At 68.5% G+C, this 25,789-nt stretch carries 22 protein-coding genes; 9 read left to right on the forward strand and 13 right to left on the reverse strand.

Annotated elements, in window-relative coordinates; translation table 11 throughout:
* Nucleotides 1–32 precede the first annotated feature (32 nt).
* The 6 genes from amaB (at nt 33) to AC06FP_RS12025 (ending at nt 5,723) form a co-directional block, all read left to right on the forward strand.
* Nucleotides 33–1,565: an L-piperidine-6-carboxylate dehydrogenase gene (gene amaB / locus AC06FP_RS12000; RefSeq protein WP_478075657.1), complete on the forward strand. Its 1,533-nt coding sequence runs from the start codon at nt 33–35 to the stop codon at nt 1,563–1,565.
* Nucleotides 1,566–1,662: 97 nt separating this feature from the next.
* The gene (locus AC06FP_RS12005) at nt 1,663–1,950 is read left to right on the forward strand and encodes a DUF4190 domain-containing protein (protein ID WP_456116313.1); all 288 of its coding nucleotides are present in this window, start codon (nt 1,663–1,665) and stop codon (nt 1,948–1,950) included.
* Between the two features lie 7 nt (nt 1,951–1,957).
* Nucleotides 1,958–2,728 (forward strand): class I SAM-dependent methyltransferase, encoded by a 771-nt coding sequence (locus AC06FP_RS12010; protein ID WP_456116314.1) that lies wholly within the window; start codon nt 1,958–1,960, stop codon nt 2,726–2,728.
* A gap of 6 nt (nt 2,729–2,734) precedes the next feature.
* Nucleotides 2,735–3,790, forward strand: a complete 1,056-nt coding sequence (locus tag AC06FP_RS12015) for a quinone-dependent dihydroorotate dehydrogenase (protein ID WP_478075658.1) — start codon at nt 2,735–2,737, stop codon at nt 3,788–3,790.
* The gene (gene murB, locus AC06FP_RS12020; protein WP_478075659.1) at nt 3,787–4,827 is read left to right on the forward strand and encodes a UDP-N-acetylmuramate dehydrogenase; all 1,041 of its coding nucleotides are present in this window, start codon (nt 3,787–3,789) and stop codon (nt 4,825–4,827) included. Before AC06FP_RS12015 ends, murB begins: the two co-directional genes overlap by 4 nt.
* 32 nt (nt 4,828–4,859) lie before the next feature.
* Nucleotides 4,860–5,723, forward strand: coding sequence for a DMT family transporter (locus AC06FP_RS12025; protein ID WP_478075750.1), 864 nt, complete (start codon nt 4,860–4,862; stop codon nt 5,721–5,723).
* A gap of 45 nt (nt 5,724–5,768) precedes the next feature.
* On the opposite strand, the gene AC06FP_RS12030 is transcribed toward AC06FP_RS12025, so the two are convergent.
* The 13 genes from AC06FP_RS12030 to ndk form a co-directional block, all read right to left on the reverse strand.
* Nucleotides 5,769–7,490, reverse strand: coding sequence for a 3-ketosteroid-delta-1-dehydrogenase (locus tag AC06FP_RS12030; protein ID WP_478075660.1), 1,722 nt, complete (start codon nt 7,488–7,490; stop codon nt 5,769–5,771).
* A gap of 635 nt (nt 7,491–8,125) precedes the next feature.
* Nucleotides 8,126–8,275 carry a hypothetical protein gene (locus tag AC06FP_RS12035; protein ID WP_478075661.1) on the reverse strand — a complete coding sequence of 50 codons (150 nt, stop codon included), beginning with the start codon at nt 8,273–8,275 and terminating at the stop codon, nt 8,126–8,128.
* 302 nt (nt 8,276–8,577) lie between these two features.
* Nucleotides 8,578–10,143: a glutamine-hydrolyzing GMP synthase gene (gene guaA, locus AC06FP_RS12040; protein ID WP_478075662.1), complete on the reverse strand. Its 1,566-nt coding sequence runs from the start codon at nt 10,141–10,143 to the stop codon at nt 8,578–8,580.
* Nucleotides 10,144–10,249: 106 nt separating this feature from the next.
* Complete coding sequence (gene guaB / locus AC06FP_RS12045; protein WP_456116321.1) at nt 10,250–11,707, reverse strand: IMP dehydrogenase; 1,458 nt, start codon at nt 11,705–11,707, stop codon at nt 10,250–10,252.
* A gap of 196 nt (nt 11,708–11,903) precedes the next feature.
* The gene (gene folD / locus AC06FP_RS12050; protein WP_456116322.1) at nt 11,904–12,788 is read right to left on the reverse strand and encodes a bifunctional methylenetetrahydrofolate dehydrogenase/methenyltetrahydrofolate cyclohydrolase FolD; all 885 of its coding nucleotides are present in this window, start codon (nt 12,786–12,788) and stop codon (nt 11,904–11,906) included.
* Between the two features lie 81 nt (nt 12,789–12,869).
* Nucleotides 12,870–14,009, reverse strand: coding sequence for a molybdopterin-synthase adenylyltransferase MoeB (gene moeB / locus AC06FP_RS12055; RefSeq protein ID WP_478075663.1), 1,140 nt, complete (start codon nt 14,007–14,009; stop codon nt 12,870–12,872).
* Nucleotides 14,010–14,099: 90 nt separating this feature from the next.
* The gene (der, locus tag AC06FP_RS12060; RefSeq protein ID WP_456116324.1) at nt 14,100–15,500 is read right to left on the reverse strand and encodes a ribosome biogenesis GTPase Der; all 1,401 of its coding nucleotides are present in this window, start codon (nt 15,498–15,500) and stop codon (nt 14,100–14,102) included.
* Nucleotides 15,501–15,512: 12 nt separating this feature from the next.
* Complete coding sequence (gene bamB / locus AC06FP_RS12065; protein WP_456116325.1) at nt 15,513–16,709, reverse strand: outer membrane protein assembly factor BamB; 1,197 nt, start codon at nt 16,707–16,709, stop codon at nt 15,513–15,515.
* Nucleotides 16,709–17,350: a YfgM family protein gene (locus AC06FP_RS12070; RefSeq protein ID WP_478075664.1), complete on the reverse strand. Its 642-nt coding sequence runs from the start codon at nt 17,348–17,350 to the stop codon at nt 16,709–16,711. Before AC06FP_RS12070 ends, bamB begins: the two co-directional genes overlap by 1 nt.
* A 58-nt stretch (nt 17,351–17,408) precedes the next feature.
* Nucleotides 17,409–18,266 carry a helix-turn-helix domain-containing protein gene (locus AC06FP_RS12075; protein WP_478075665.1) on the reverse strand — a complete coding sequence of 286 codons (858 nt, stop codon included), beginning with the start codon at nt 18,264–18,266 and terminating at the stop codon, nt 17,409–17,411.
* 6 nt (nt 18,267–18,272) lie between these two features.
* Entirely contained in the window at nt 18,273–19,064 is a 792-nt protein-coding gene (pilW, locus tag AC06FP_RS12080) for a type IV pilus biogenesis/stability protein PilW (protein ID WP_478075666.1), read from the reverse strand.
* On the reverse strand, nt 19,057–20,274 hold the full coding sequence (gene rlmN / locus AC06FP_RS12085) for a dual-specificity RNA methyltransferase RlmN (protein WP_478075667.1): 1,218 nt from the start codon (nt 20,272–20,274) through the stop codon (nt 19,057–19,059). Before rlmN ends, pilW begins: the two co-directional genes overlap by 8 nt.
* A 22-nt stretch (nt 20,275–20,296) precedes the next feature.
* Nucleotides 20,297–20,722, reverse strand: coding sequence for a nucleoside-diphosphate kinase (gene ndk / locus AC06FP_RS12090; protein WP_456116330.1), 426 nt, complete (start codon nt 20,720–20,722; stop codon nt 20,297–20,299).
* Between the two features lie 210 nt (nt 20,723–20,932).
* On the opposite strand from ndk, the gene AC06FP_RS12095 reads away from it, so the two are divergent.
* From AC06FP_RS12095 to AC06FP_RS12105, 3 genes are all read left to right on the forward strand, one after another.
* Nucleotides 20,933–21,586 carry a TetR/AcrR family transcriptional regulator gene (locus AC06FP_RS12095; RefSeq protein ID WP_478075668.1) on the forward strand — a complete coding sequence of 218 codons (654 nt, stop codon included), beginning with the start codon at nt 20,933–20,935 and terminating at the stop codon, nt 21,584–21,586.
* A gap of 31 nt (nt 21,587–21,617) precedes the next feature.
* Nucleotides 21,618–23,990 (forward strand): 3-hydroxyacyl-CoA dehydrogenase/enoyl-CoA hydratase family protein, encoded by a 2,373-nt coding sequence (locus tag AC06FP_RS12100; RefSeq protein WP_478075669.1) that lies wholly within the window; start codon nt 21,618–21,620, stop codon nt 23,988–23,990.
* Between the two features lie 75 nt (nt 23,991–24,065).
* Nucleotides 24,066–25,274 (forward strand): acetyl-CoA C-acyltransferase, encoded by a 1,209-nt coding sequence (locus tag AC06FP_RS12105; protein WP_478075670.1) that lies wholly within the window; start codon nt 24,066–24,068, stop codon nt 25,272–25,274.
* Nucleotides 25,275–25,789 lie beyond the last annotated feature (515 nt).

A 25,789-nucleotide genomic window follows, 5' to 3' on the forward strand; every position in this document is an offset into this window, starting at 1 on the left:
CGCCCCCCAACGCAAAGCAATCAGGAGATTTCATGTCCTTCGAAATGCTCAAGGCGCTCGGCCTCGACGCTTCCAACGCTGGCACCTATCTGGGCAATGGGCAATGGTCCACCGCCACCGGCGCGGGCGTGCTCTCGCCGCGCAACCCGACCACCGGCGAGGTCATCGCGCAGGTGCAGGCCACGACCGAAGCCGATTACGAGACCGTGATCGCCCGCGCGCAGGAAGCCTTCAAGGCGTGGCGCACCACCCCGGCCCCGCGCCGTGGCGAGGCCGTGCGCCTGTGCGGCGAGGCGCTGCGCCGGCACAAGGACGCGCTGGGCTCGCTGGTCGCGCTGGAAATGGGCAAGTCCAAGCCGGAAGGCGACGGCGAAGTGCAGGAGATGATCGACATCGCCGACTTCGCGCTGGGCCAGAGCCGCATGCTGTACGGCTATACCATGCACTCCGAGCGCCCCGGCCACCGCATGTACGAGCAGTACCACCCGCTGGGCCTGGTGGGCATCATCTCGGCCTTCAACTTCCCGGTCGCGGTGTGGAGCTGGAACGCGTTCCTGGCCGCCATCTGCGGCGACGTGTGCATCTGGAAGCCGTCCAACAAGACCCCGCTCACCGCCATCGCCACGATGAAGATCTGCAACGAGGCGCTGAAGGAAGGCGGCTTCCCGGACATCTTCTTCCTGATCAACGACGCAGGCACCGCGCTATCGGAGAAGCTCGTCGACGACAAGCGCGTGCCGCTGATCTCCTTCACCGGCTCGACCCAGATCGGCCGCATCGTCAACGAGCGCGTCGCCCGTCGCCTGGGCCGCTGCCTGCTGGAGCTGGGCGGCAACAACGCCATCATCCTGGACGAGACCGCCGACCTGAAGCTGGCCGTGCCGGGCATCGTGTTCGGCGCCGTCGGCACCGCCGGCCAGCGCTGCACCACCACCCGCCGCCTGATCGTGCACGAATCGATCTACGACAACGTGCTGGCCACCCTGGTCAAGGCGTACAAGCAGGTCGAAGGCAAGATCGGCGACCCGACCGACCCGGCCAACCTGATGGGCCCGCTGAACAGCCCCGAGGCCGTGCAGCAGTTCCTGGCCTCGATCGAGAAGGCCAAGGCCGCCGGCGGCACCGTCGAGACCGGCGGCACCGCCATCGACCGCCCGGGCAACTTCGTGCTGCCGGCCATCGTCACCGGCCTGAAGAACAGCGACGGGATCGTGCAGCACGAGACCTTCGCCCCGATCCTGTACGTGATGAAGTACACGACCCTGGACGAAGCCATCGACATGCAGAACGGCGTGCCGCAGGGCCTGTCCTCGTCGATCTTCACCACCAACCTGAAGTCGGCCGAGAAGTTCCTGTCGGCGGCCGGCAGCGACTGCGGCATCGCCAACGTCAACATCGGCACCTCCGGCGCCGAGATCGGCGGCGCGTTCGGCGGCGAGAAGGAAACCGGCGGCGGCCGCGAGTCCGGTTCGGACGCGTGGAAGGTCTACATGCGCCGCCAGACCAACACCATCAACTACTCCGATTCGCTGCCGCTGGCCCAGGGCATCAAGTTCGACCTGTGATGGCGACCGGCTCCCGCCCCGCGGGAGCCTTCTTTCCTGCAGCAGCGCAGCGACGTGCGCTGCTGCGGCCCACCACCTTCCCGATGGAGTCCCAGCGATGAGCATTCCCGCACCACGCCAGACCAGCAGCTATGCCGTGATCGCCCTGGTTGCCGGCATCCTCGGCTGGACCCTGCTGCCGTTCCTGGGCAGCATCGGCGGCATCATCTTCGGCCACATGGCGCGCGGCGAGATCCGCCGCAGCAACGGCCAGCTCGACGGCGACGGCCTGGCCATCACCGGACTGGTGCTGGGCTGGGTGTCGGTGGCGCTGTGGGTGCTCGGCATCCTCGCCTTCATCCTGTTCTTCGGCGGTCTGGCCTGGCTGGCCGCGCTGAATTCCTGAGGCCGGCGTGCAGCCCACCGATCCGACCGAACGCTTCAGCAACCGGGTGGCGGACTATGTCCGCTACCGCCCCGGCTACCCGCCGGCGCTGCTGGACTGGTTGCATCGCGACATCGGCGTGCCGGCCACCACGCCGGTGGCCGACATCGGTGCCGGCACCGGCATCTCCACCCGCCTGTTCCTCGACGCCGGCCACCCGGTGGTCGCGGTCGAGCCCAACGCCGCGATGCGCCAGGCCGCCGAGCGCTGGCTGGCCCACGATCATCCGCAGCTCGCCTTCGCCGCCGGCACCGCCGAGGCCACCACGCTGGCCGACGCCAGCGTCGGCCTGATCAGCGCCGCCCAGGCCTTCCACTGGTTCGACACCGAAGCGGTGCGGCCGGAATGGCGGCGCATCCTGCGCCCGGGCGGGATGGCGCTGGTGTACTGGAACTCGCGCCTGCTCGACGTCTCGCCGTTCCTGTCGGCCTACGAGCAGCTGCTGCAGGACTACGGCACCGACTACGGCGCGGTGGCCGAACGCTACCAGGACGATGCGACGATGCGCGCCTGGTTCGGCGACGGCCTGCGCGGCATGGTCCAGCTGCCGAACACCCAGCACCTGGACTTCGACGGCCTGCGCGGCCGCCTCCTGTCTTCCTCCTATGCGCCGCAGGCCGGCCATCCGCGCCACGCGCCGATGCTGGAAGCCCTGCGCGCCCTGTTCGACGCCCACGCGGTGGACGGACGGGTCGCCTTCGAATACCGAACCCGTGCCTTCGTCGGCACGCTGGACTGAAACAGCATGTATCCGCTTGCCCGCCCCTTCCTGTTCGCTTTCGACGCCGAGCGCGCCCATGGCCTGGCGCTGTCCGCGCTGGAACTGGCCTGGCGCACCGGCACCACGCCGCTGCTCGCGGCGCGGCCAGCGCCCATGCCGACCGCCGCGTTCGGCCTGGATTTCCCCAACCCGGTCGGGCTGGCGGCCGGCCTGGACAAGAACGGCGAGCACATCGACGCGCTGTTCGCGCTGGGCTTCGGCTTCGTCGAGATCGGCACCGTCACCCCGCGCCCGCAGGCCGGCAACCCGAAGCCGCGCCTGTTCCGGCTGCCTCGGCACGCGGCCATCATCAACCGCATGGGCTTCAACAACGCCGGCGTCGATGCGCTGGTGCGCAACGTCGAGCGCAGCCGCCAGCGCACTGGCCCGCTGGGCATCAACATCGGCAAGAACAAGGACACGCCCAACGAGGACGCGCTGTCCGACTACCTGGCCTGCCTGGAGAAGGTGTACCCGCTGGCCGACTACATCACCGTCAACATCTCCTCGCCCAACACCGCCGGCCTGCGCGAGCTGCAGGAAGAACAGGCGCTGCGGCGGCTGGTCGGCGGCCTGCGCGAGGCGCAGGAGCGCCTGGGCGCGCAGCATGGCCGGCGCGTGCCGATGCTGGTCAAGGTCGCGCCCGACCTGAGCGACCGCGACATCGAGGCGGCCGCGCGCGTGCTGGGCGAACTGGAAGTGGACGGCGTGATCGCCACCAATACCACCATCGGCCGCGAAGGCGTGGAGCACGACCCGCGCGCCGCCGAGACCGGCGGCCTGTCCGGCGCGCCGCTGCTGGGCCAGTCCACCCTGGTGCTGCGCCGCCTGCGCGCGCGCCTGCCCGAACGCATCCCGCTGATCGGCGTGGGCGGCATCCAGTCCGGCGCCGACGCGGTGGCGAAGATGTCCGCCGGCGCCACTCTGGTGCAGTGCTACAGCGGCCTGATCTTCCGCGGCCCGGCGCTGATCGGCGAATGCGTGGACGCCATCCGCCGCCGCCGCGAGGCACCTTCCCGAGGCGCCGTCGCCCCGCTATGACAACCGCTGCACCCTGGTCGCTGACCGAAAACGCCCCGCTGCATTCCCTCAACACCTTCCACGTCGCCGCGCGCGCGCCGCGCCTGCTGCGCGTGGCCGACGCGGCCGCCCTGCCCGAGGCGCTGGCGGCGGTGGCGCCGTCGCCGCTGCTGGTGCTGGGCAGCGGCAGCAACGTGCTGCTCGCCGCCGATCCGGAAGGCACCGTGCTGTGCTTCGACAACCGCGAGGTCGCCATCCTCGAGCACCGCGCCGACCATGCCGTGGTCCGCGCCGGCGCCGGCGTGGTCTGGCACGAGCTGGTGATGTGGTCGCTGGCCGAAGGCCTGTCCGGGCTGGAGAACCTGGCGCTGATCCCCGGCACCGTCGGCGCCGCGCCGATCCAGAACATCGGCGCCTACGGCGCCCAGGTCGGCGAGTTCATCCAGTTGGTCGAGGCCTGGGATACCGTGCGGCACGAATGGGTGCAGCTGGACCAGGCGGCCTGCCGCTTCGGCTACCGCAACAGCGTGTTCAAGCACGAGGCCGACCGCTACCTGATCACCGCGGTGCAGTTCCGCCTACCGCTGCTGCACGAGCTGCGCCTGGACTACGCCGGCATCGGCGAGGAACTTCAGGCGATGGGCGTGGAACTGCCGGTGGCCGCCGACGTGGCCAACGCGGTCATCGCCATCCGCCGCCGCAAGCTGCCCGACCCGGACGTGCTCGGCAACGCCGGCAGCTTCTTCAAGAACCCGATGCTGCCGCGCGAGCAGGCCGAGGTGCTGTCCCGGCAGCACCCGGCGCTGCCGGTGTTCCCCGGAGACGACGACAACAACCGCAAACTGTCGGCAGCGTGGATGATCCAGGCCTGCGGCTGGAAGGGCCGGCGCGAGGGCGATGCCGGCGTGTCGCCGGATCATGCGCTGGTGCTGGTCAACCACGGCAGCGCCACGGGCGCCGAACTGCTGGCCCTCGCCCGCCGCATCTCCGCCTCGGTGCTGGAAACCTTCGGCGTGCCGATCGAGCCCGAACCGCGGCTGGTCGGCGCGCGCTGGTGAACGCCGCCGCGGCCGCCACCGCCCCTGCCCCGCTGCGCGCGGCGCTGCTGATGTTCGGCAGCGCCATGGCCTTCGGCCTGATGGCCATCGCCATCCGCCTGGCGACCACCCACGTGCCGACCCAGGAAGTGGCGTTCTTCCGCAACGCCTTCGGCCTGCTGGCCCTGCTGCCGATGCTGCTGCGCCCCGGCCACGCGCCGCTGCGCACGCGACAGCTGCCGCGCTACCTGCTGCGCAGCGCGATCGGCCTGGCCTCGATGCTGTGCGGCTTCTGGGCGCTGGGCCACCTGCCGTTGTCGCAGGCGGTCTCGCTGTCCTATTCGACGCCGCTGTTCGTGACCATCGCCGCGGTGCTGTGGCTGGGCGAGATCGTGCGCGTGCGCCGCTGGGCGGCGGTGATCGCCGGCTTCATCGGCGTGCTGGTGATCGTGCGGCCCGGTTCGCACGGCTTCCAGGCCGGCAGCCTGATCGCGGTGTCGGCGGCCATGCTCAGCGCGCTGGTGTCGATCCAGATCAAGCAGCTCACCCGCATCGACGGCCCGGATACGGTGGTGTTCTACACCTATGTGTTCTGGGTACCGCTGTCGCTGGTGCCGGCGCTGTTCGTATGGACCTGGCCGACCGGTATCGCATGGGCGTGGCTGGGCGCCACCGGCCTCCTGGGCACGGTCGGGCAACTGCTGTGGACGCGCGCGCTGCGGCTGGGCGAGGTCTCGGCACTGACCCCGATCAGCTTCACCCAGCTGCCGCTGGTGGTGGCGCTGGGCTGGCTGCTGTTCGGCGAAACACTGGACCGCTGGACCCTGCTGGGCGCGGCCATCATCCTCGCCGCCAACGCCTACATCGCCCACCGCGAGGCGGTGCTGGCACGCCGGGCGTCGACGCCGGCGCCCTGAAAGCCGGGCCGGTCGGCACCGCCGCTCAAGCCGACTCGCCCCCACTCAACTGCGCGCGCCCTCTTCCGGACGTGCACATGTCTGCCAGGATCTATCGGTGAACATGTCTTCAACCGCGATGTAGCCGAAGGTGATGCCCTGGCCGATCGTGCCGCCGGCGCCCGGGTAGGCGCGCCCGAATGCATTGCCGGCGTTGTTGCCGATCGCGTACAGACCACGGACCGGCGTACCGTCCGGGCGCAGGACCCGGGCCCGCCCGTCGGCGGCCAGGCCGCCGCAGGTCCCCAGGTCGGACAGCACGAGCTTGACCGCATACAGCGTGCCGGACAGGGCGCGCAGGTTGGGATTCGGCTTGACCGTCGGGTCTCCGTAGTAGCGGTCGTTGGCATTGCCACCGCGCGAGAATTCAGTGTCTACGCCCGCCACTGCCATCCTGTTGTACCGCTGGAGCTGGTCGACGAAAGCAGAGGCCGGCAATCCGGCCGCCAGGGCGAGTTGCTCGGGCGTCTCTGCCTTCACCGCGATACCCGCGTCATACCAGTCCTGCGGGATCTTCTGTCGGGGAAAGATGGAGCCGGCAAGCACATAGCTGTTGCGGTATTCCTGGTCGAAGACCAGCCACATCTGGCCAACGGCATGGCCGTCGCGCTCGAGCCGCAGCACGGTCTGGCCAAAGGCCATGTAGCCCAGTGCCTCGTTGACGAAGCGTCGGCCGCGGCCGTTGACGATCAGCGAGCCAGGCAGAAAACGCTCGGCCAGCAGGATGGGCGGATAGCCCCTGATAGGCCGCACGGCAGGGAACCACCAGGCTTCGTGCATGGATCGCAGGTCGGCACCCACGTCCTGCCCCAGAAGGATGCCATCGCCGACATTGCCCCGCGCCCCCAGGCTCATGTCTTCGGTCAGCGACGGAGACTGGTAGCATGCCCGCATCCGCATGTTGTGATCGAACCCGCCCGCGGCCAGGATCACCCCGCGCCGCGCCAGGATGCCGATGCGCCGTCCCTGCCGCCGCACGGTGGCGCCTGTCACCCGGCCGTTCGTCTCGACCAGGCCGGTTACCTCGGTTTCCGTCCAGACAGGCACGCCGGCCCGGATCAGCCCATCGAACATGCCCGCCGCGATCGCTTGGCCGCCCGCGACATAACGCTTGCCGAGCAGCAGCCCGCCGACGCCCTGCACCAGCCGCTTGAGGATGATCGGCCAGCTTTTCAGCGGCGTCTTCATCATCAGGTTGACCCATTTGTAGTCGAAACCGGTGACGGGCATCGGCAGCGGACTCTCGACATCGCCGCGGCGGAGGCGTGCCTGCTCCTCGCCCAGCCGCCGCAGATCGAACGGCCTGGCCTCGCAGGTGCTGCCCTCGTCGTCGCCGCCGGGTACGTCGGGGAAATAGTCCGCGTAGCCCTTGTCCCAGAAGAAACGCAGCGCGGTGGTGCGCTCCAGCATCTCCACCGCTGCCGGGCCATGATCGAGAAAGGAAAGGTAGCGCTCGCGCGGCGCGCTGTCGCCGACCACCGAATCCAGGTAGGTCTCGGCCTGTGCGCGAGGTAGCACAGCGCCATCGCGCTTCAGCACCCCGTTGCCGGGAATCCAGAACGCACCGCCCGAGCGCGCCGTCGAGCCCCCGACAAGGTCCGTTTTCTCGACCACCAGTACGGACAGTCCCTTCTCATGGGCCGCCAGCGCGGCCGCCATGCCAGTTCCTGAGCCGACGACAAGCACGTCGACGGTCAGCGGGCTGTCTTGGTGTTCCAATGCATTCATTGCGTTGCCTCACAGGTCTTGGCATTCAACAACACGCGAAGTCCCGGGCAGCGACGCACCCCGTGCGGCCTTGCGGCCAGCTCCGGGAATTGGCAGCCGTCCGGACGAAGCCGCACTCACGGCCGGGATGTTCAAGGGAAGCGGGAGTGGCCACAGATCGAAAACTCCCTGCGCGCGTGCGCGAGGCATCGATGGCGATCCGGAACCGCTCGATCCGGGTGTTCCCGGTCCGCTGCCCGGCACCGATCTCCGTGCGCAGGCATTGATCGAAACCCATGTCGTTCCCACAGGCGAAGACGCGGACGCACATGCAGTCATTCTCCTGTCACCACTCATGCACTACCTGCACCTGCGGAAATTCGACGTCGACTGTCCGAAGGCCGCATCAGGCCTGGACAGGAGCTGGTACCTCATGCTGGCCGGCCGATGAAGCGAAGCGGCGGGCCGTGCACGGGCTGATCCTGCACCTGTGACAGCCTAATCTCGCTGTCGGGGCCGAAACATCGCTTCTCGTGATGGAAGCCATCTTCTTGCGCGAAGCTGGGGACGTGGATTGAGAACGCTCCCGCGCGCATCGACCAGCAGTCCGCGCGCCATCGCCCAAGGCATATCGCCCGAGCCTGTGCACCCGAGGGTCAACGTTCGCGGCGGCCGTTGAACCGGTAGTCGTAGCGGAAAGCGACGGTACCGCTGGACGATACCGTCGCGCAGGTACCCTCCCGGCCAGAAGCCTCCCATGTCCGGGACTTGAACTTCAGATTGCGCAGTGCGGTGTCGGTCAGCACCGAGGTTTCCTCCGGCCTTGACGGTTACACCATCAGCGACCCGGAGACCTGTTGATGTCCGGAAGCCCCCACAAAACAGGCTTCTCCGGGAAGGCTTTTACCGTCAAAGGCGGTAAAAGCCCGAAGTGAACGAGAGTGTCCTAGTCTGGCCTCTTTTACCACCAGCTCTCCCGCCGACCTTTCCTGCTGGCCGGCAATAGCTGCCGGATAGCCCCCGACAGCTACCGCGACGGATTGACCCAACAGTCAAAGCGCCACGGCAGTTCTTCGATAGCGGACGACAGTCCGCGAAGGACGTCGACTCACTCCCACTCGATCGTCGCCGGCGGCTTGCCGGAAATGTCGTAGACCACGCGCGAGACGCCGCGCAGTTCGTTGATGATGCGGTTGGACACGCGGCCGAGGAAGTCGTACGGCAGGTGCGCCCAGTGCGCGGTCATGAAGTCGATGGTCTCCACCGCGCGCAGCGCGATCACCCATTCGTAGGCGCGCGCGTCGCCGACCACGCCCACCGACTTCACCGGCAGGAACACCGCGAAGGCCTGCGAGGTCCTGTCGTACAGGTCGGCCGCGCGCAGTTCCTCGATGAAGATGGCGTCGGCCCTGGCCAGCAGTTCGGCGTACTCGCGCTTCACTTCGCCGAGGATGCGCACGCCCAGGCCCGGGCCCGGGAACGGGTGGCGGTAGACCATGGCGCGCGGCAGGCCGAGCTCCACGCCGAGGCGGCGTACTTCGTCCTTGAACAGCTCGCGCAGCGGCTCGACCAGCTTGAGCTTCATGTCTTCCGGCAGGCCGCCCACGTTGTGGTGGCTCTTGATGACATGCGCCTTGCCGGTCTTGCTGCCGGCCGACTCGATCACGTCCGGGTAGATCGTGCCCTGCGCCAGCCACTTGGCGTTCTTCAGCTTGGCCGATTCCTCGTCGAAGATCTCGACGAACAGGTTGCCGATGATCTTGCGCTTGGCTTCCGGGTCGGCAACGCCTTCCAGCGCCTTGAAATAGCGGTCGGCGGCATTCACGCGCACCACCTTCACGCCCATGTTCTCGGCCATCATCTGCATGACCTGGTCGCCTTCCTGGAAGCGCAGCAGGCCGGTATCGACGAACACGCAGGTCAGCTGCTGGCCGATGGCCTTGTGCAGCAGCGCGGCCACCACCGACGAATCGACGCCGCCGGACAGGCCCAGGATCACCTCGTCGCTGCCGACCTGCTCGCGCACGCGGGCGATCTGGTCATCGATGATGTTGGCCGCGGTCCACAGCGTGGCGCAGCCGCAGATTTCGGTGACGAAACGCTTGAGCAGCGCCGAACCCTGCTTGGTGTGGGTCACTTCCGGGTGGAACTGCACGCCGTACCAGCGCTTTTCCTCGTTGGCCATCGCCGCCACCGGGATGCGGTCGGTCACCGCGGTGATGGCGAAGCCCGGCGGCACGTGGGTGACGTGGTCGCCATGGCTCATCCACACGTCCAGGCGCGGCTCGCCGTTGTGGTCGGACAGCCCGCCCAGCAGGCCGTCGTTGCCCAGCAGTTTCACTTCGGCGTGGCCGAACTCGCGCTGGTCGGCCGCCTCGGTGCCGCCGCCCAGCTGCTTGGCCATGGTCTGCAGGCCGTAGCAGATGCCCAGCAGCGGCAGGCCGCTGTCGAACACCTCCTGCGGTGCGGCCGGCGCGCCGGCCTCGGTGGTCGATTCCGGGCCGCCGGACAGGATGATGCCCTTGGCGCCGAACGCGGCGATCTCGGCCGGATCGTGGTCCCACGCCCAGATTTCGCAATACACGCCGAACTCGCGGATGCGGCGCGCGATCAGCTGGGTGTACTGGGCGCCGAAATCGAGGATGAGGATCTTGTCGTTGTGGATGTTGGTCATGGGGCCTGGAACGATGAGTCGGAAAACGGGGGCGATGCGGATGCCGGCGGCGTATAGAGAAAGAGGAACGGGACAGCGGTCCTCGTTCCTCTTCGCTCGTTCCGCGTCAGGCGCGGTAGTTCGGCGGTTCCTTGGTGATCTGCACGTCGTGGACGTGGCTCTCGCGCTGGCCGGCGCCGCTGATCTTCACGAACTTCGGCTTGCTGCGCATCTCCTCGATGGTGCCGCAGCCCACGTAGCCCATGGTCGCGCGCAGGCCGCCGACCAGCTGGTGGATGATGCCGCCGACCGGTCCACGGTAAGGCACGCGGCCTTCGATGCCCTCGGGCACCAGCTTGTCGGCGCTGGCCGCGTCCTGGAAGTAGCGGTCCTTGGAGCCCTTCTCCATCGCCGCCAGCGAACCCATGCCACGGTAGCTCTTGTAGGAACGGCCCTGGAACAGCTCGGTCTCGCCCGGCGATTCCTCGGTGCCGGCCAGCAGGCCGCCGATCATCACCGTCGACGCGCCGGCGGCCAGCGCCTTGCCGATGTCGCCGGAATAGCGGATGCCGCCGTCGGCGATCAGCGGGATGCGGTCCTGCAGCGCCTCGGCCACCAGGTCGATCGCGGTGACCTGCGGCACGCCGACGCCGGCGACCACGCGCGTGGTGCAGATCGAGCCCGGGCCGATGCCGACCTTGACCGCGTCCGCGCCGCAGTCCAGCAGCGCCAGCGCGGCTTCGCCGGTGCAGATGTTGCCGCCGACGACCTGCACGTGCGGGAAGTGCTTCTTCACCCAGCTCACGCGGTCCAGCACGCCCTGCGAATGGCCATGCGCGGTATCGACCACCAGCACGTCCACGCCGGCGGCGACCAGCGCCTCGACGCGGCGATCGGTATCGCCGCCCACGCCCACCGCCGCGCCGACCAGCAGGCGCGTGGCCGCGTCCTTGGCCGCGTTCGGGTTGTCGGTCTTCTTCTGGATGTCCTTGACGGTGATCAGGCCGCGCAGTTCGAACGCGTCGTTGACCACCAGCACCTTCTCGATGCGGTTCCTGTGCAGCAGCGACAGCACTTCGTCCGAAGCCGCGCCTTCCTTCACCGTGACCAGGCGGTCCTTCTTGGTCATGATGTGGCGGACCGGGTCGTCCAGCTCGGTCTCGAAGCGCATGTCGCGGTGGGTGACGATGCCGGCCAGCAGGCCGTCGCTGCCCACCACCGGCACGCCGGAGATGTTGTGCGCCCGGGTCAGCGCCAGCACCTCGCGGATGCTGGTTTCCGGGCCGACCGTGATCGGGTCGCGGATCACGCCGGACTCGAACTTCTTGACCTTGGCCACTTCGGCCGCCTGCTGCTCCAGCGACAGGTTCTTGTGGATGATGCCGATGCCGCCGAGCTGGGCCATGGCGATGGCCAGGCGCGCTTCGGTGACCGTATCCATGGCCGCCGAGACGATCGGCAGCTTCAGCCGCAGGCCGCGGGTGAGCCGCGTGCCGAGATCGACATCCTTGGGCAGGATCGTGGAGTGGGCGGGGACGAGCGAGACGTCGTCGTAGGTCAGTGCTTCAGCCTGGATGCGCAGCATCGGCATACCCGAGATGTGGGGAAGCGCGTCATTTTACCCTTGTTCGGGCGCCGATGGCAGGGGGCCGGTGCGACGCAGTGTCGCGCCGGCATATGCCGTTCAGGGGTACGGGGAGCAGCCGTTGCCGACCAGCCATCGCTGGACGCCGGCATGGCCCGCCGGTTGCCGGCTGGCGGCCGGCATCGCCGGAGACGGCTCAGCCCGCCGCGTCGGCCGCCTCGATGGTGTTCTGCATCAGCGTGGCCACCGTCATCGGGCCGACGCCGCCCGGCACCGGGGTGATCCAGCTGGCGCGGCGGGACGCCGCCTCGAAGCCTACGTCGCCGACCAGGCGGCCGTCGTCCAGGCGGTTGATGCCGACGTCGATCACCACCGCGCCCGGCTTGACCCACTCGCCCGGCACCAGCTGCGGGATGCCCACCGCCACCACCAGGATGTCGGCATTGCGCACCGCACGCTCCAGCTCGTCGCGCGGGGTGAACTTGTGGCAGCTGGTGACGGTACAGCCGGCGATGAGCAGTTCCAGCCCCATCGGCCGGCCAACATGGTTGCTGACCCCGACGATGGTGGCGTTGCGGCCGCGCACCGGCTGGTCGGTATGCGACAGCAGGGTGATGATGCCGCGCGGCGTGCACGGGCGCAGGCCGAATTCGCGCAGCGCCAGGTGCCCCACGTTCTGCGGGTGGAAGCCGTCCACGTCCTTGCGCGGGTCGATGCGCTGGATCAGCCGGTTGGCGTCGGGGATGCCCGGCAGCGGCAGCTGGATCAGGATGCCATGGATCTTCGGGTCGGCGTTGAGCTGGTCGATCAGCTCCAGCAGCTGCGCCTCGGTGGTGCCTTCGGGCAGGTCGTAATCGAACGCCTCGATGCCGACCTTTTCCGCGGCGCGGCGCTTGTTGCGCACGTATACCGCCGAAGCCGGGTCGCCGCCGACCAGCACCACCGCCAGCCCCGGCCGCGCGCGCCCGGCCGCCAGGCGCGCGTCCACGCGCAGCTTCAGGTCGTCGAGCAGTTCTTCGGCGATGCGGCGGCCGTCGAGGATGCGGGAGGTCGCCGCGGAGGCGTCGGCAGGCAGGGTCATGGGCGTGGGGGCGGGAACGGGCCGGCTATTGTCCCCGATTCGGCGCGGCACGACATCCCGCCGCGCGCCCGGCGGCCGCGATCAGCCGCGATGGGCGCAGAACGCGGCGTAGTCGATATAGCCGGGGAACGCGCGGCCCGGCGCGCAGACCGGGCAATCGGGATCCGGATGCACGCGGGTCTCGCGGAAGCGCATGCCCAACGCATCGAAACGCAGCAGGCGCCCGGCCAGCGGCTGGCCGATGTCCAGCAGCAGCTTGAGCACCTCGGTGGCCTGCAGCACTCCCGCCAGCCCCGGCAGCACGCCGAGCACGCCGGCCTCGGCGCAGTTGGGCGCGAACGCCGGCGGCGGCGGCTCGGGGAACAGGCAGCGGTAGCATGGCGCCTGCCCGCGCCGGCGGCCGGCGTCGAACACGCTCACCTGGCCGTCGAAGCGTTCGATCGCCGCGTACACCAGCGGCCGCGCGTGTTTGATGCAGGCGTCGTTGAGCAGGTAGCGCAGCGGGAAGTTGTCCGAGCCGTCGAGCACCACGTCCACGTCCTCCATCAACGCATCGACGTTGGCCGACGTCACCCGCTGCGCGACCGCCTCCACCTCGACGTGCGGATTCAGGGCCAGCAGCCGCGCCCGCGCCGATTTGACCTTGGCCGTGCCGACCGCCGCTTCGGTGTGGAGGATCTGGCGGTGCAGGTTGCTGCGTTCCACCACGTCGCCGTCGACGATGCGCAGGCGCCCTACCCCGGCCGCGGCCAGGTAGAACGCCGCCGGCGCGCCCAGGCCGCCGGCACCGACCAGCAGCACGCGCGAGCGCTGCAGGCGCCGCTGCCCGGCCTCGCCCACCTGCGGCAACAGCAGGTGCCGCGAATATCGCTCCTGGAAATCGCGCTCGCCCGCATCCAGCTCGGGCCGCACCAGCGGCAAGCCCGCCGCCCGCCACGCCACCGTTCCACCCACGACCGAGGCCACGTCGGTGTAGCCGGCGGCCAGCAGCGCCGCGGCCGCGTCGGCCGAACGCCTGCCGCTCTGGCACAGCAGGACGATCTCCTGTTCCGGCTGCGGCAGGAAAACGGCGGGATCGGCCAGCAGCTCGCCCCTGGCCACACCGCGCGCGCCTTCGGCCATGCCCCCGGCGCGTTCGTGCGCCTCGCGCACGTCGATCACCACCGCGCCGGCCAGCTGGCGGGCCCGGGCCTGTTCCGGAGTCAGCTCAGGGATGTTCATGGCGGGATTATCGGCCATGCCCTGCCTGGACGCGGCGTCCGCCCGCACCGCACAAGCAGGAAGGGTGGCCCTGCGGCCGCCCCTGCGTGGTCACTTCCGGCCTTTGACGTGCTTCATCAGGCGCCGCTTGGCCTTGACCTGGCGCTCGGTCAGCACGTTCTTCTTGCCCTCGTAGGGATTGGCGCCCTCGCGGAACAGGAAGGTCACCGGCGTGCCCACCAGCTTGAAGCGCTTGCGGAAGAAGTTCTCCAGGTAGCGCTTGTACGAATCCGGCAGTTCCTTCAGGCGCGTGCCGTGCACGATGAAGGTCGGCGGGTTGGTGCCGCCCGGATGCACGTAGCGCAGCTTGGAAACATGCCCACGGATGCTCGGCGGCGGGTTGCTCTCGTAGGCGATTTCCAGCGCCTTGTTCACTTCGCTGGTGCTGAACTCGTGCGTGGCCGAAGCGTGCGCGCGATGCACCGCGCGGAACAGTTCGCGCAGGCCCGAGCCGTGCTTGGCGGAAATGCGCACCACCTCGGCCCACGGCACGAAGCCGAGCTTGAGCGACAGCAGGGTCTCGGCCTGCTCGCGCTGGTAGTCGGTGAGCCCGTCCCACTTGTTGATCGCGATCACCAGCGCGCGGCCGGCATCGAGCACGGCGCCCAGCACGCTGGCGTCCTGGTCGGTGACGCCTTCGCTGGCATCGAGCATCAGCACAGCGACCTGGCACTCTTCGATCGAGCGCAGCGTCTTGACCACCGAGAACTTCTCCACCACCTCGTCCACGCGCGACTTGCGGCGCAGCCCGGCGGTGTCGATCAGGCGGTACAGGCGCCCGTCGCGCTCCAGGTCCACGGAGATCGAATCGCGGGTGGTGCCGGGCACGTCCGAAGCGATCATGCGCTCCTCGCCCAGCAGGCGGTTCACCAGCGTGGACTTGCCGACGTTGGGGCGGCCGACGAAGGCGATGCGCACGCGCGCCGGGTCGTCGTCCAGGGTCTCGGTCGTGCCCTCTTCGGGCAGGCGTTCGACGATTTCCACCAGCAGGTCGTCCAGCCCCTGGCGGTGCGCGGCCGAAACCGTGAGCATCTCGCCGAAACCGTAGCGCGCGAATTCCGAACGCACCGACGGCTCGTCGGTACCGTCGATCTTGTTGATCAGCAGCAGGGTCGGGCGCGACAGCTTGCGCAGCCAAGCCAGGATCTCGTCGTCCAGCGCCGAGGTGCCGTCGCGGGCATCGACCACGAACAGGATCAGGTCCGCTTCGGCGGCGGCGGCGCGGGCCTGGCGCGCGGTGGCGCCGGCAAGCCCTTCTTCCTCTTCGGCGATGCCGCCGGTATCGACGATCAGGAACGGATTGTCCTCGTCGAGCCGGCAGACGCCGTAGTTGCGGTCGCGGGTGACGCCGGGCTGGTCGTGGACCAGGGCGTCACGCGTGCGCGTGAGGGCATTGAAGATGGTCGACTTGCCGACATTCGGCCGTCCAACCAGGGCGACCAAAGGCAGCATCGCTTGGACTCCTTAGTTCGCCAACCGCCAGGCGGTCAGCTTGCCGTCCACGTTCTGCACCAGCAGGACGCCGTCGGCGACGATGGGTTGCGCGACCACCCGGTCGCCCCCGCTCTTTTCGCGGGCCGCCAGGGCGCCGTCGCCCATGTGCAGCCAGTGCAGGTAACCCTTGTAATCGCCCACCACGACATAGTCGCCGTGGATCGCCGGGCCGGTCACCGAACGCCGCGCCAGGGCCTGCTGCGACCACATCGCCGCACCCGAGGTCTTGTCCAGGCCGTAGACCGTGCCCTTGCCGTCGGTCACCACCACATTGCCGGAGGAGACCGCCAGGCCACCGCCGCCGCCATGATCGCGCGACCACAGCGGACGGCCGCTCGGGCCTTCGATGGCCATGGTCTCGTTCTTGAAGCTGGTCACGTACAGGTTGTTGCCTTCCAGCACCGGGGCGCCGTCCACGTCGGCCATGCGCTCCAGCTCGGTGCGGCCTTCCGGCGTGCCGATGGTCTGCTCCCACAGCGGGCGGCCGTCCTGCATCGCCAGCGCGCTGAGCGTGCCGTCGTCATTGCCGATGAACAGCACGCCCGGACCCGCCACCACCGGCGCGTTGCCACGCACGGTCAGCGAGGGCAGTTCCTGGGAGTTGAACCAGCGCCGCTCGCCGCTGGCGGCGTCCAGCGCCGTGGTGCGGCCGTCGTTGCTGCGCACGAACACCAGGCCCTGCGCGATCGCCGGCGCGGTGATCACCTCGCCCGGCACGCGCGCGCGCCACTTCTCGCTGCCATCGGCCGCGTCGAGCGCGATCACCTGGCCATCCAGCGTACCGATCACGACCAGCCCATCGCCCACGCCCGGGCCGCCGGACAGGCGCAGCCTGGCCTTCTTCTTTTCCTTGGCCGGCTTGTATTCCCAGATCTGCTTGCCGGTCTGCAGGTCGAGCGCGTGCACGCCGCCCTCCACCGCCGCGGCATAGACGCGGCCATCGGCCACGGCCGGGCCCTGGCGCACGCCGATGCGGCCTTCGCCCTTGCCGACGTTGGCCGACCAGATGCGGCTGACCTTGACCGTGGGTTCGAACTTGACCAGTTCGGCCGGTTCCAGCGCCTTCTTGGCTTCGGCATCCTTGCCGGCGAACCAGCCCTTCACCGTCGAGCAACCGCTCAGCGCCACCGCGACCAGCGCGATGCCCGCGACATGCTTGAGTTTCATCAGATCTTCTCCGCTGCAGGATCGGCGACGGTACCGCCGGCATCCATCAGCTTGATTTCCAGCAGGCGGCGCTGCGGGGCGGCCACGTCGAGCTTGGCCAGCGATTGTGAGTACAGGTCGCGCGCCTGTTCGCGCTTGTCCTGCGCCACCAGGGCATCGCCACGGATTTCCAGGCCTGCGCTGTCGTCGGCGTTGCCGAGCAGCGCCAGCGCTTCGGCAGGCTTGCCGGTCTCGATCAGCAGGCGGGCGATGCGCTGGTCGATCAGCGTCTTGAACTCGCCCTCGACCTTCAACCCGCGCAGGGTCTTGATCGCGTCCTCGTTCTTGCCGGCCTCGACCTGCGCCTTGGCCAGCTCCAGCGCCGCCAGGTCGGCATAGATGCCGGCCTTGCTGCCTTCCAGCGCTGCCACTTCCTTGGCCGCCTCGTTCAGGTTCTTGGACTGCAGGCTGCGGGAAACGGCGTCGTAGCGGCTGTTGGCCTGGGCCAGCCTGCCCACCTGCTCGTTCTGCCACCACTTCCAGCCGCCGATCAAGGCCAGCGCAAGCACTATCCCGCCAATGATTCCAGCGCCGTTCTGGCGCAGCCAGGTGCGGACACGTTCGCCTTGTTCATGCTCGTCGAGCAGGTCGTCAATCGCCATGCGTAACTCTCGCTCCAATCCTGCCGGGGGAGCCTTGTTGTTTTGTTCTGCGCTTGTTTCAGTGCGAAACCGGCGCCACGGAGCCGTCAGAGGATACCGTAAAGCGGGCCACATTATTACCGCTTGTATACGGTGCCAGGTCGACGCTGCCACCACCCTGGTGGAAGTCGACCTCCGAGGCGTTGCCTACTTTCATGCGCGCCACCTGACCGGCCGCGTAACTGCGCTTCTCGCCGGCCCGGATCAGGGCCTTCTCGACGATGGAGCCATCCGGCGCGGAGACTTCCACCCAGCTGTCGCCGCGGAAATCCAGGGTCATGCCGGGCGACGCCGTGGCCTGGGGTTCGGCCGCCTGCCGCGCGAGCGGCGCCATCGAAGCGATGTACGGCGCGCGCTCGGGCGCCGGACGCGCCGCGGCTTCCGCCGCCGCGCCACCGGCCTGCTGCGCGGCCGCCACCGACGCCGCATCCGGCACCACGTCCAGCGACGCGGTACTGGGCGGGACATCGCCGAACTTGCTCTGGAAGGCGTACCAGACCGGCACCGCCAGCACGGCGGTGATCACCACGTACACCGCACGGCGGCCCAGGCTCTCGGCCACGCGGCGGACGCGCGGCGTATGCGTATGGCTGACCAGCCTGGGCGGCTCGACCGGCGCGATCCGCGCCTGTTGCAGGAGCCCGCCCAGGTCGACGCCGAGCAGGCGCGCATAACTGCGCAGCTGGCCGCGCACGAAAACCGGTGCCCCCAGCCGCTCCCACTGCTCCTGCTCCAGCGCGGCAACCACCTGCACCGGCATGTGCAGCCGCCCCGCGACATCCGCCAACGACAGACCGGCCGCTTCGCGCGCCTGGCGCAGCTGCTCCCCGCAGCCCACCGCCCCCTCTAAAGCGTTCATACCCGGATCATTGCTCACAATGCATCAGCCCTGGGAATTCGGGGTTGCGCCGGCAGGAAATTCCTCGCGCAACCGCTGCTGGTATCGGCTGACCGCACTGCTGTCGCCCAGCCGTTCTTCAATCTGAATGGCAAGTTGTAACACGGAAACCGTGGCCGGCGCAGCCGCCAGGCGCCGCTGGTAGAACGCCCGCGCCTGGAAATAACGCCCCTGCTGGAACTCGCTGCGCGCCATGGACTCCAGCGCATAGGCATTGTCCGGCGCCAGCTCGAGCGCCTGCTGCAGGTCGCGTCCGGCCCGCTCACGCTGCCCCGCGTCCAGCGCGCAGCCACCGGCATTGGCCAGCGCATCGGCCCGCTCCTGGTAGCCGGGGTCGGCCAGGGCGCGGTCGAACCAGACCAGCGCTTCGGCCGGATGCCCGCTGGCGCACAGCCAAGCGCCGTAGTTGTTCAGCACGTCGCCCTGCCGGGGCGCCAGTTCCGCGGCGCGGCGATACAGCTCGCCCGCCGCCTCCATCCTGCCGCGTCGCCCCTCGACCACCGCCTGCATCGTATAGGCCGCAGGGTTGGCCGGTTCGAGCTTCTGCGCCGCACGGGCGTGGCTGAAGGCGGCGTCCAGTTCACCGCGGCCGTACCGGTCGCCGGCCAGCCGCAGCAGCTCCTGGTAGCGCAGGCGCTTGCGCGCCTGGCGGTCGTCGTGCACATCGGACGCCTGCGCCATCTGCTGCTCCCAGCGGACCTTGGTCGCCTTGGCGCCATGCCCGCAGCCGCCGAGCAGCAGCAGGACCAGTACCGACGCGAGCAGGCGCTCAGCCAAGCGCGTCCCTTCGTGCCGGCGGCGCCTCCTGGGCCTGCAGCAGGCGGTTGAACTCGGCCTGGCGGCGGGTGCGGTCCATCACCTGGCCCTTGAGCTGGCCGCAGGCTGCGTCGATGTCGTCGCCGCGGGTACGCCGCACCATGGTCAGCACCTGCGCATCGAGCAGGATCTTCTGGAAGGCGCGGATCTGTTCCTCGTCCGAGCGCTCGTAGCGGGTGCCGGGGAACGGATTGAACGGAATCAGGTTGACCTTGCCCGAGTCCTTGGCCTGCACCGCGTTGTCGAACTGGCGCATCAGCCGCGCCAGCTGGCGGGCATGCTCGGGCTGGTCGTTGATGCCCTTCATCAGGGTGTATTCGAAGGTCACCGAATCGCGCTTCTTGTTGCCGCGCAGGTAGCGCGCGCAGGACGCCATCAGTTCGGCGATGGGGTACTTTTTGTTGAGCGGCACCAGCGTTTCGCGCAGCTCGTCGTTGGGCGCGTGCAGCGACACCGCCAGCGACACGTCGCTTTCGACCGACAGGCGGTCGATCTGCGGCACCAGGCCGGAGGTGGACAGGGTCACGCGCTTGTTGGCCAGGCCGTAACCCAGGTCGTCGCGCATGATGCTCATCGCACGCACGACGTTGTCGAAATTCATCAGCGGCTCGCCCATGCCCATCATCACCACGTTGGTGAGGCGGCGCATCTGGTGCGGCACGTTGCCCAGGTGGCGCGCCGCCACCCACACCTGGCCGATGATCTCGGCGGTGGTCAGGTTGCGGTTGAAGCCCTGGGTGGCGGTCGAACAGAAGGTGCAGTTCAGCCCGCAGCCGACCTGCGAGGACACGCACAGCGTGCCGCGGGTCTTGTCGGGGATGTAGACGGTTTCGATGGCGTTCTTGCCATCCACGCCCATCGCCAGCAGCCACTTGTGAGTGCCGTCGGCGGAGGGCTTGTCGAACACGGCATTGGGGACGACGACCTCGGCATGCTGCTGCAGCTTGGCGCGCAGCGACTTGCCGAGGTCGGTCATCTGGTCGAAATCGGTGACGTAGCGGTGGTGGATCCACTTCATCACCTGGTGGGCGCGGAACTTCTGTTCGCCGAGGGTTTCGACGAAGAACTTCTCCAAGCCCGCGCGATCGAGGTCGAGCAGGTTCTGCTTGCCAGCCGTCGGCGCCGTTTTCGGCAGCGGCTGGACGGCGGGGGACTGTACGACCTCGTTCACGGCTTCAACCTTTGGCAGCTACTCAGCGCGAAACCACTTCGGTGGCGGCGAAGAAGTAGGCGATTTCGATCGCGGCGTTCTCGACCGAGTCCGAACCGTGGGCGGCATTGGCGTCGATGGATTCGGCGAAGTCGGCGCGGATGGTGCCCGGCGCGGCTTCCTTCGGGTTGGTGGCGCCCAGCAGCTCGCGGTGGGCCAGCACGGCGTTCTCGCCTTCCAGCGCCTGGATCATCACCGGGCCGGAGATCATGAACTCGACCAGCGCGTTGAAGAACGGACGCTCGCGGTGCACGGCGTAGAAGCCTTCGGCTTCGCGGCGCGACAGCTGCTTGTACTTGGCGGCCACGACCTTCAGGCCGGCCTTTTCGAAGCGGGCGTAGATCTCGCCGATCACGTTCTTGGCAACGGCATCGGGCTTGATGATGGAAAGAGTGCGCTCCAGCGCCATGGGAATTCTCCGGATTTGGGCCGGTCGGGCCCGAGGGTACATGAAAAAAACCCGCGTGCGGACGCGGGCTTAGCCTGAATTGCGGTTGCCAATTCTAACGGGTGCCCCGGGGCTTTGCACAGCGGCAGATGAATGATGCTGCAAAGCAGCATGACCCAACCCGTCCGCCGGGCGTAGCATCCAAACAATCGTTTGATTGACCTCATCGCCATGGGCAAACCCGCCAGCTTCTCCACCAAGGACCGCATCCTCGGCGCCGCCGAGGAACTGTTCGCGCAGTACGGCTTCGCCGGCACCTCGCTACGGCAGGTGACCAGCCATGCCGACGTCAACATCGCCGCGGTCAACTACCACTTCGGCTCCAAGGAAAACCTGGTCAACGAGGTGTTCCGCCGGCGCATGGACGAGATGACTGCCGCCCGCCTGGAGCAGCTGGAGCAGGCCCGTGCCACCCAGCCGGGCGACCTGCGTGCGGTGCTGTCCGCTTTCGTCGAACCGGCGCTGGCGATGGCCCAGGACCGACAGAGCGGCGGCGCCTTCGTGCGGGTGATCGCCCGCGCCTACGCCGAGAAGAACGACAACCTGCGCAAGTTCCTGTCCGACCACTACGGCCACGTGCTGCGCGAGTTCGGCAAGGCCATCGGCGCCTGCGTGCCCGGCCTGAGCAAGGAAGAGCTGTACTGGCGGCTGGATTTCCTCGCCGGCGCGCTGACCTATGCGATGGCCGATTTCGGCCTGATCAAGCGTCCGCACGGCATCAGCGAGGCCGCCCACCGCAGCAAGGCCGCCTACGAACTGATCCATTTCGCCGAGGCCGGGTTCCGCGCCAGTACGCACGGCGCCACCCCGCCCTCCTCCCCCTGATTCCACCCGGTACCAACAAAGGCCCTACACCATGTCCAATTCCCTGCTGATCCGCCGCGCCGCCGTGCTGGGTGCCGGCGTCATGGGTGCCCAGATCGCCGCCCACCTCACCAACGCGGGCGTCGACACCGTGCTGTTCGACCTGCCTGCGAAGGAAGGCCCGGCCGATGGCATCGTGCTGAAGGCGATCGCCAACCTGGGCAAGCTCAGCCCGGCACCGCTGGCCAGCAAGGCACTGGCCGAGGCCATCATCCCGGCCAATTACGACTCCGGCCTGGAGCAGCTGAAGGACTGCGACCTGATCATCGAGGCCATTGCCGAGCGCATGGACTGGAAGCAGGACCTGTACAAGAAGATCGCCCCGTTCGTGGCCGATCACGCCGTGCTGGCGTCCAACACGTCCGGCCTAGGCATCAACAAGCTGGCCGACGTGCTGCCGGAACAGCTGCGCCACCGCTTCTGCGGCGTGCACTTCTTCAATCCGCCGCGCTACATGCACCTGGCCGAACTGATCCCGGCCACCACCACCGATGCCGCCGTGCTGGAAGGCCTGGAGGAATTCCTGGTCACTACCCTGGGCAAGGGCGTGGTGTACGCCAAGGACACCCCGAACTTCATCGGCAACCGCATCGGCGTGTTCTCGATCCTGTCGACCATCCACCACACCCAGCAGTTCGGCCTGGGCTTCGATGAAGTGGACGGCCTGACCGGCCCGCTGGTCGGCCGCCCCAAGTCGGCCACCTACCGCACCTCCGACGTGGTCGGCCTGGACACCATGGCCCACGTCATCAAGACCATGGGCGACACCCTGCCGAACGACCCGTGGCATGAATTCTTCAAGTCGCCGAAGTGGCTGGACGCACTGATCGCCAAGGGCGCGCTGGGCCAGAAGACCGGTGCCGGCATCTTCCGCAAGGTCGGCAAGGACATCGTCGTGCTGGACCTGGAGAAGCAGGACTACCGCCCGGCCGACCGCACTGCCGCACCGGAAGTGGTCGAGATCCTGAAGATCAAAAACCCGGCCGAGAAGTTCGCCAAGCTGCGCGAGAGCCAGCACCCGCAGGCGCAGTTCCTGTGGGCGACCTTCCGCGACCTGTTCCACTACAGCGCCTACCACCTGGCCGACATCGCCGAGACCGCGCGCGACGTGGACCTGGCCATCCGCTGGGGCTACGGCTGGTCGCTGGGCCCGTTCGAAACCTGGCAGGCCGCCGGCTGGAAGCAGGTGGCGCAGTGGATCGCCGATGACATCGTGGCCGGCAAGAGCATGAGCAACGCGCCACTGCCGGACTGGGTGTTCGATGGCCGCGACGGCGTGCATGCCGCCGAAGGCAGCTACAGCCCGTCGCGCAACGCCAAGCTGCCGCGTTCGTCGCTGCCGGTGTACCAGCGCCAGCGCTTCCCGGATCCGCTGCTGGGCGAGACCTTCGCGCCGGGCGAGACCGTGTTCGAGAACGACGGCCTGCGCATGTGGCACGACGGCGATGGCATCGCCGTGGTCAGCTTCAAGACCAAGATGAACACTGTGTCCGACCAGGTGCTGGACGGCCTGCAGGAATGCGTGAGCCGCGCCGAGAAGGACTTCCAGGGCCTGGTGATCTGGCAGCAGAAGGAGCCCTTCTCCGCCGGCGCCGACCTGGCCGGTGCGCTGGGCCTGCTGCAGGCCGGCAAGGTCGACCAGTTCGAGCAGATGGTCGCCAACTTCCAGCGCACCAGCCAGCGCATCAAGTATTCGCTGGTACCGGTGGTGGCCGCGGTGCGCGGCCTAGCCCTGGGTGGCGGCTGTGAGTTCCAGATGCACAGCGCCAAGACCGTGGCCTTCCTGGAAAGCTACATCGGCCTGGTCGAGGCCGGCGTCGGCCTGCTGCCGGCCGGTGGCGGCCTGAAGGAACTGGCGGTGCGCGCCTCGCAGGCCGCGGGCCCGGGCGGCGACGTGTTCGCCGAACTGAAGAAGACCTTCGAGACCGTGGCGATGGCCAAGGTCTCCAACTCGGCGGTCAACGCCAAGGAGCTGGGCCTGCTGCGCTCCACCGACAAGGTCGTGTTCAACAGCTACGAGGCGCTGTACATCGCCAAGGCCGAAGCGCGTGCGCTGGCCGAAGCGGGCTACCGTCCGCCGCTGCCGGCGCGCCGCATCCAGGTCGCCGGTGACGTGGGTATCGCCACCTTCAAGATGATGCTGGTCAACATGCTGGAAGGCCGCTTCATCAGCCCGTACGACTACGAGATCGCCGAGCGCATCGCCACCGTGCTGTGCGGCGGCAAGGTCGACCGCGGCACCCTGGTGGACGAAGAGTGGCTGCTGACCCTGGAGCGCAAGCACTTCGTCGAACTGGCCCAGCAGGAAAAGACCCAGGCCCGCATCGCGCACATGCTCAAGACCGGCAAGCCGCTGCGCAATTGATCGCCCCTCCCTGCTTTCGGTGGGTGCCGACCATGGGTCGGCACTCCGGCTAAAAAAATTCGAGAGATCACCGCAATGACCAAGCAAATCCAGGACGCCTACATCGTCGCCGCCACCCGCACTCCGGTTGGCAAGGCGCCCAAGGGCATGTTCCGCAACACCCGCCCCGACGACATGCTGGCGCACGTGCTGCGCAGCGTCGTCGCCCAGGCCCCGGGCGTGGACGTCAACCGCATCGATGACGCGATCATCGGCTGCGCCATGCCCGAAGCCGAGCAGGGCATGAACGTGGCGCGCATCGGCGTGCTGCTGGCCGGCCTGCCGAACACCATCGCCGCGCAGACCGTGAACCGTTTCTGCTCCTCCGGCCTGCAGGCCGTGGCGCAGGCCGCCGACGCGATCCGCCTTGGCAACGCCGACCTGATGCTGGCCGGCGGCACCGAGTCGATGTCGATGGTGCCGATGATGGGCAACAAGATCGCGATGGCGCCGAGCGTGTTCGACAACGACCACGTCGCCATCGCCTACGGCATGGGCATCACCGCCGAGAAGGTGGCCGAAGAGTGGAAGGTCTCGCGCGAAGAGCAGGACGCCTTCGCCCTGGCCTCGCACCAGAAGGCCATCGCGGCCATCCAGGCCGGCGAGTTCAAGGACGAGATCAGCCCGTACGAGATCGTCTCGCACCAACCCGACCTGGCCGATGGCCAGCGCATCATCACCCGCAACAGGATCGCCGACACCGACGAAGGCCCGCGCCCGGATTCCTCGGCCGAAGGCCTGGCCAAGCTGCGCCCGGTGTTCCGCAACGGCCAGTTCGGCGGCACCGTCACCGCCGGTAACTCCTCGCAGATGAGCGATGGCGCCGGCGCCGTGCTGCTTGCCTCGGAACAGGCGATCAAGGATTACGGCCTGACCCCGCTGGCCCGTTTCGTCAGCTTCTCGGTGGCCGGCGTGCGCCCGGAAGTGATGGGCATCGGCCCGATCGCCGCGATCCCGAAGGCGTTGAAGCAGGCCAGCCTGACCCAGGACCAGCTGGACTGGATCGAACTCAACGAAGCCTTCGCCGCGCAGTCGCTGGCGGTGATCCGTGATTGCGGCCTGGACCCGGCCAAGGTCAACCCGCTGGGCGGTGCCATCGCCCTGGGCCACCCGCTGGGTGCGACCGGCGCGATCCGTACCGCGACCCTGCTGCACGGCCTGCGTCGTCGCCAGCAGAAGTACGGCATGGTGACGATGTGCATCGGCACCGGCATGGGCGCGGCAGGTATTTTCGAGGCGCTGTAAGTTTCAAAGCGTTGCCTCGTTGAGCTTCATGGCGTGGGCCGGGTTGGCAGGGCTGCCCGGGACACGCCGTGAACCCCCGCTCCGCGGTCCGGCCCAGCCGCTGGCGGCTGTGCGTTCGGGCGCTTGCGAAGCAGTGCTTCGCAAGCAAAGCGTCCTCACCCATGGGGGCTCGATGGCGCCATCCATGGCGCCAACGGTCCCGGGCAGCCCTGCCAACCCGGCCCTTCCAGCCTCCCCGCGGCGGAGGGATGAGCAAAGGCTGTAGATCCACGCCATGCGTGGATGCTCTGGAAACAAAAAAAGGCAGCCATCAGCTGCCTTTTCTGTTTCTGTTCAGCTCTTGCTTCCGCCCTTCCCGTCCGCGCCACACGGAAACTGTCGAGAGGGGGCGGATGGCCCTCTCCAAAACCGTTGGCGCCATGGAGGGCGCCATCGAGCACCATGGAAGGGAATTTGGCGTGTTTTGGAGAGGGCCATCCGCCCCCTCCCCCACGTACCAATCAAAGTGCCACGAC

It is taken from the genome of Stenotrophomonas sp. Steno-Z2 (assembly GCF_056393235.1).

Coding starts and splice junctions, on each gene's coding strand:
- AC06FP_RS12070 (WP_478075664.1), bottom strand. CDS start 17,350: ATGGCGATTGACGACCTGCTCGACGAGCATGAACAAGGCGAACGTGTC.
- folD (WP_456116322.1), bottom strand. CDS start 12,788: ATGACCCTGCCTGCCGACGCCTCCGCGGCGACCTCCCGCATCCTCGAC.
- AC06FP_RS12005 (WP_456116313.1), top strand. CDS start 1,663: ATGAGCATTCCCGCACCACGCCAGACCAGCAGCTATGCCGTGATCGCC.
- AC06FP_RS12100 (WP_478075669.1), top strand. CDS start 21,618: ATGTCCAATTCCCTGCTGATCCGCCGCGCCGCCGTGCTGGGTGCCGGC.
- AC06FP_RS12105 (WP_478075670.1), top strand. CDS start 24,066: ATGACCAAGCAAATCCAGGACGCCTACATCGTCGCCGCCACCCGCACT.
- der (WP_456116324.1), bottom strand. CDS start 15,500: ATGCTGCCTTTGGTCGCCCTGGTTGGACGGCCGAATGTCGGCAAGTCG.
- AC06FP_RS12095 (WP_478075668.1), top strand. CDS start 20,933: ATGGGCAAACCCGCCAGCTTCTCCACCAAGGACCGCATCCTCGGCGCC.
- AC06FP_RS12015 (WP_478075658.1), top strand. CDS start 2,735: ATGTATCCGCTTGCCCGCCCCTTCCTGTTCGCTTTCGACGCCGAGCGC.
- murB (WP_478075659.1), top strand. CDS start 3,787: ATGACAACCGCTGCACCCTGGTCGCTGACCGAAAACGCCCCGCTGCAT.
- guaB (WP_456116321.1), bottom strand. CDS start 11,707: ATGCTGCGCATCCAGGCTGAAGCACTGACCTACGACGACGTCTCGCTC.
- moeB (WP_478075663.1), bottom strand. CDS start 14,009: ATGAACATCCCTGAGCTGACTCCGGAACAGGCCCGGGCCCGCCAGCTG.
- ndk (WP_456116330.1), bottom strand. CDS start 20,722: ATGGCGCTGGAGCGCACTCTTTCCATCATCAAGCCCGATGCCGTTGCC.
- bamB (WP_456116325.1), bottom strand. CDS start 16,709: ATGAAACTCAAGCATGTCGCGGGCATCGCGCTGGTCGCGGTGGCGCTG.
- amaB (WP_478075657.1), top strand. CDS start 33: ATGTCCTTCGAAATGCTCAAGGCGCTCGGCCTCGACGCTTCCAACGCT.
- AC06FP_RS12030 (WP_478075660.1), bottom strand. CDS start 7,490: ATGAATGCATTGGAACACCAAGACAGCCCGCTGACCGTCGACGTGCTT.
- guaA (WP_478075662.1), bottom strand. CDS start 10,143: ATGACCAACATCCACAACGACAAGATCCTCATCCTCGATTTCGGCGCC.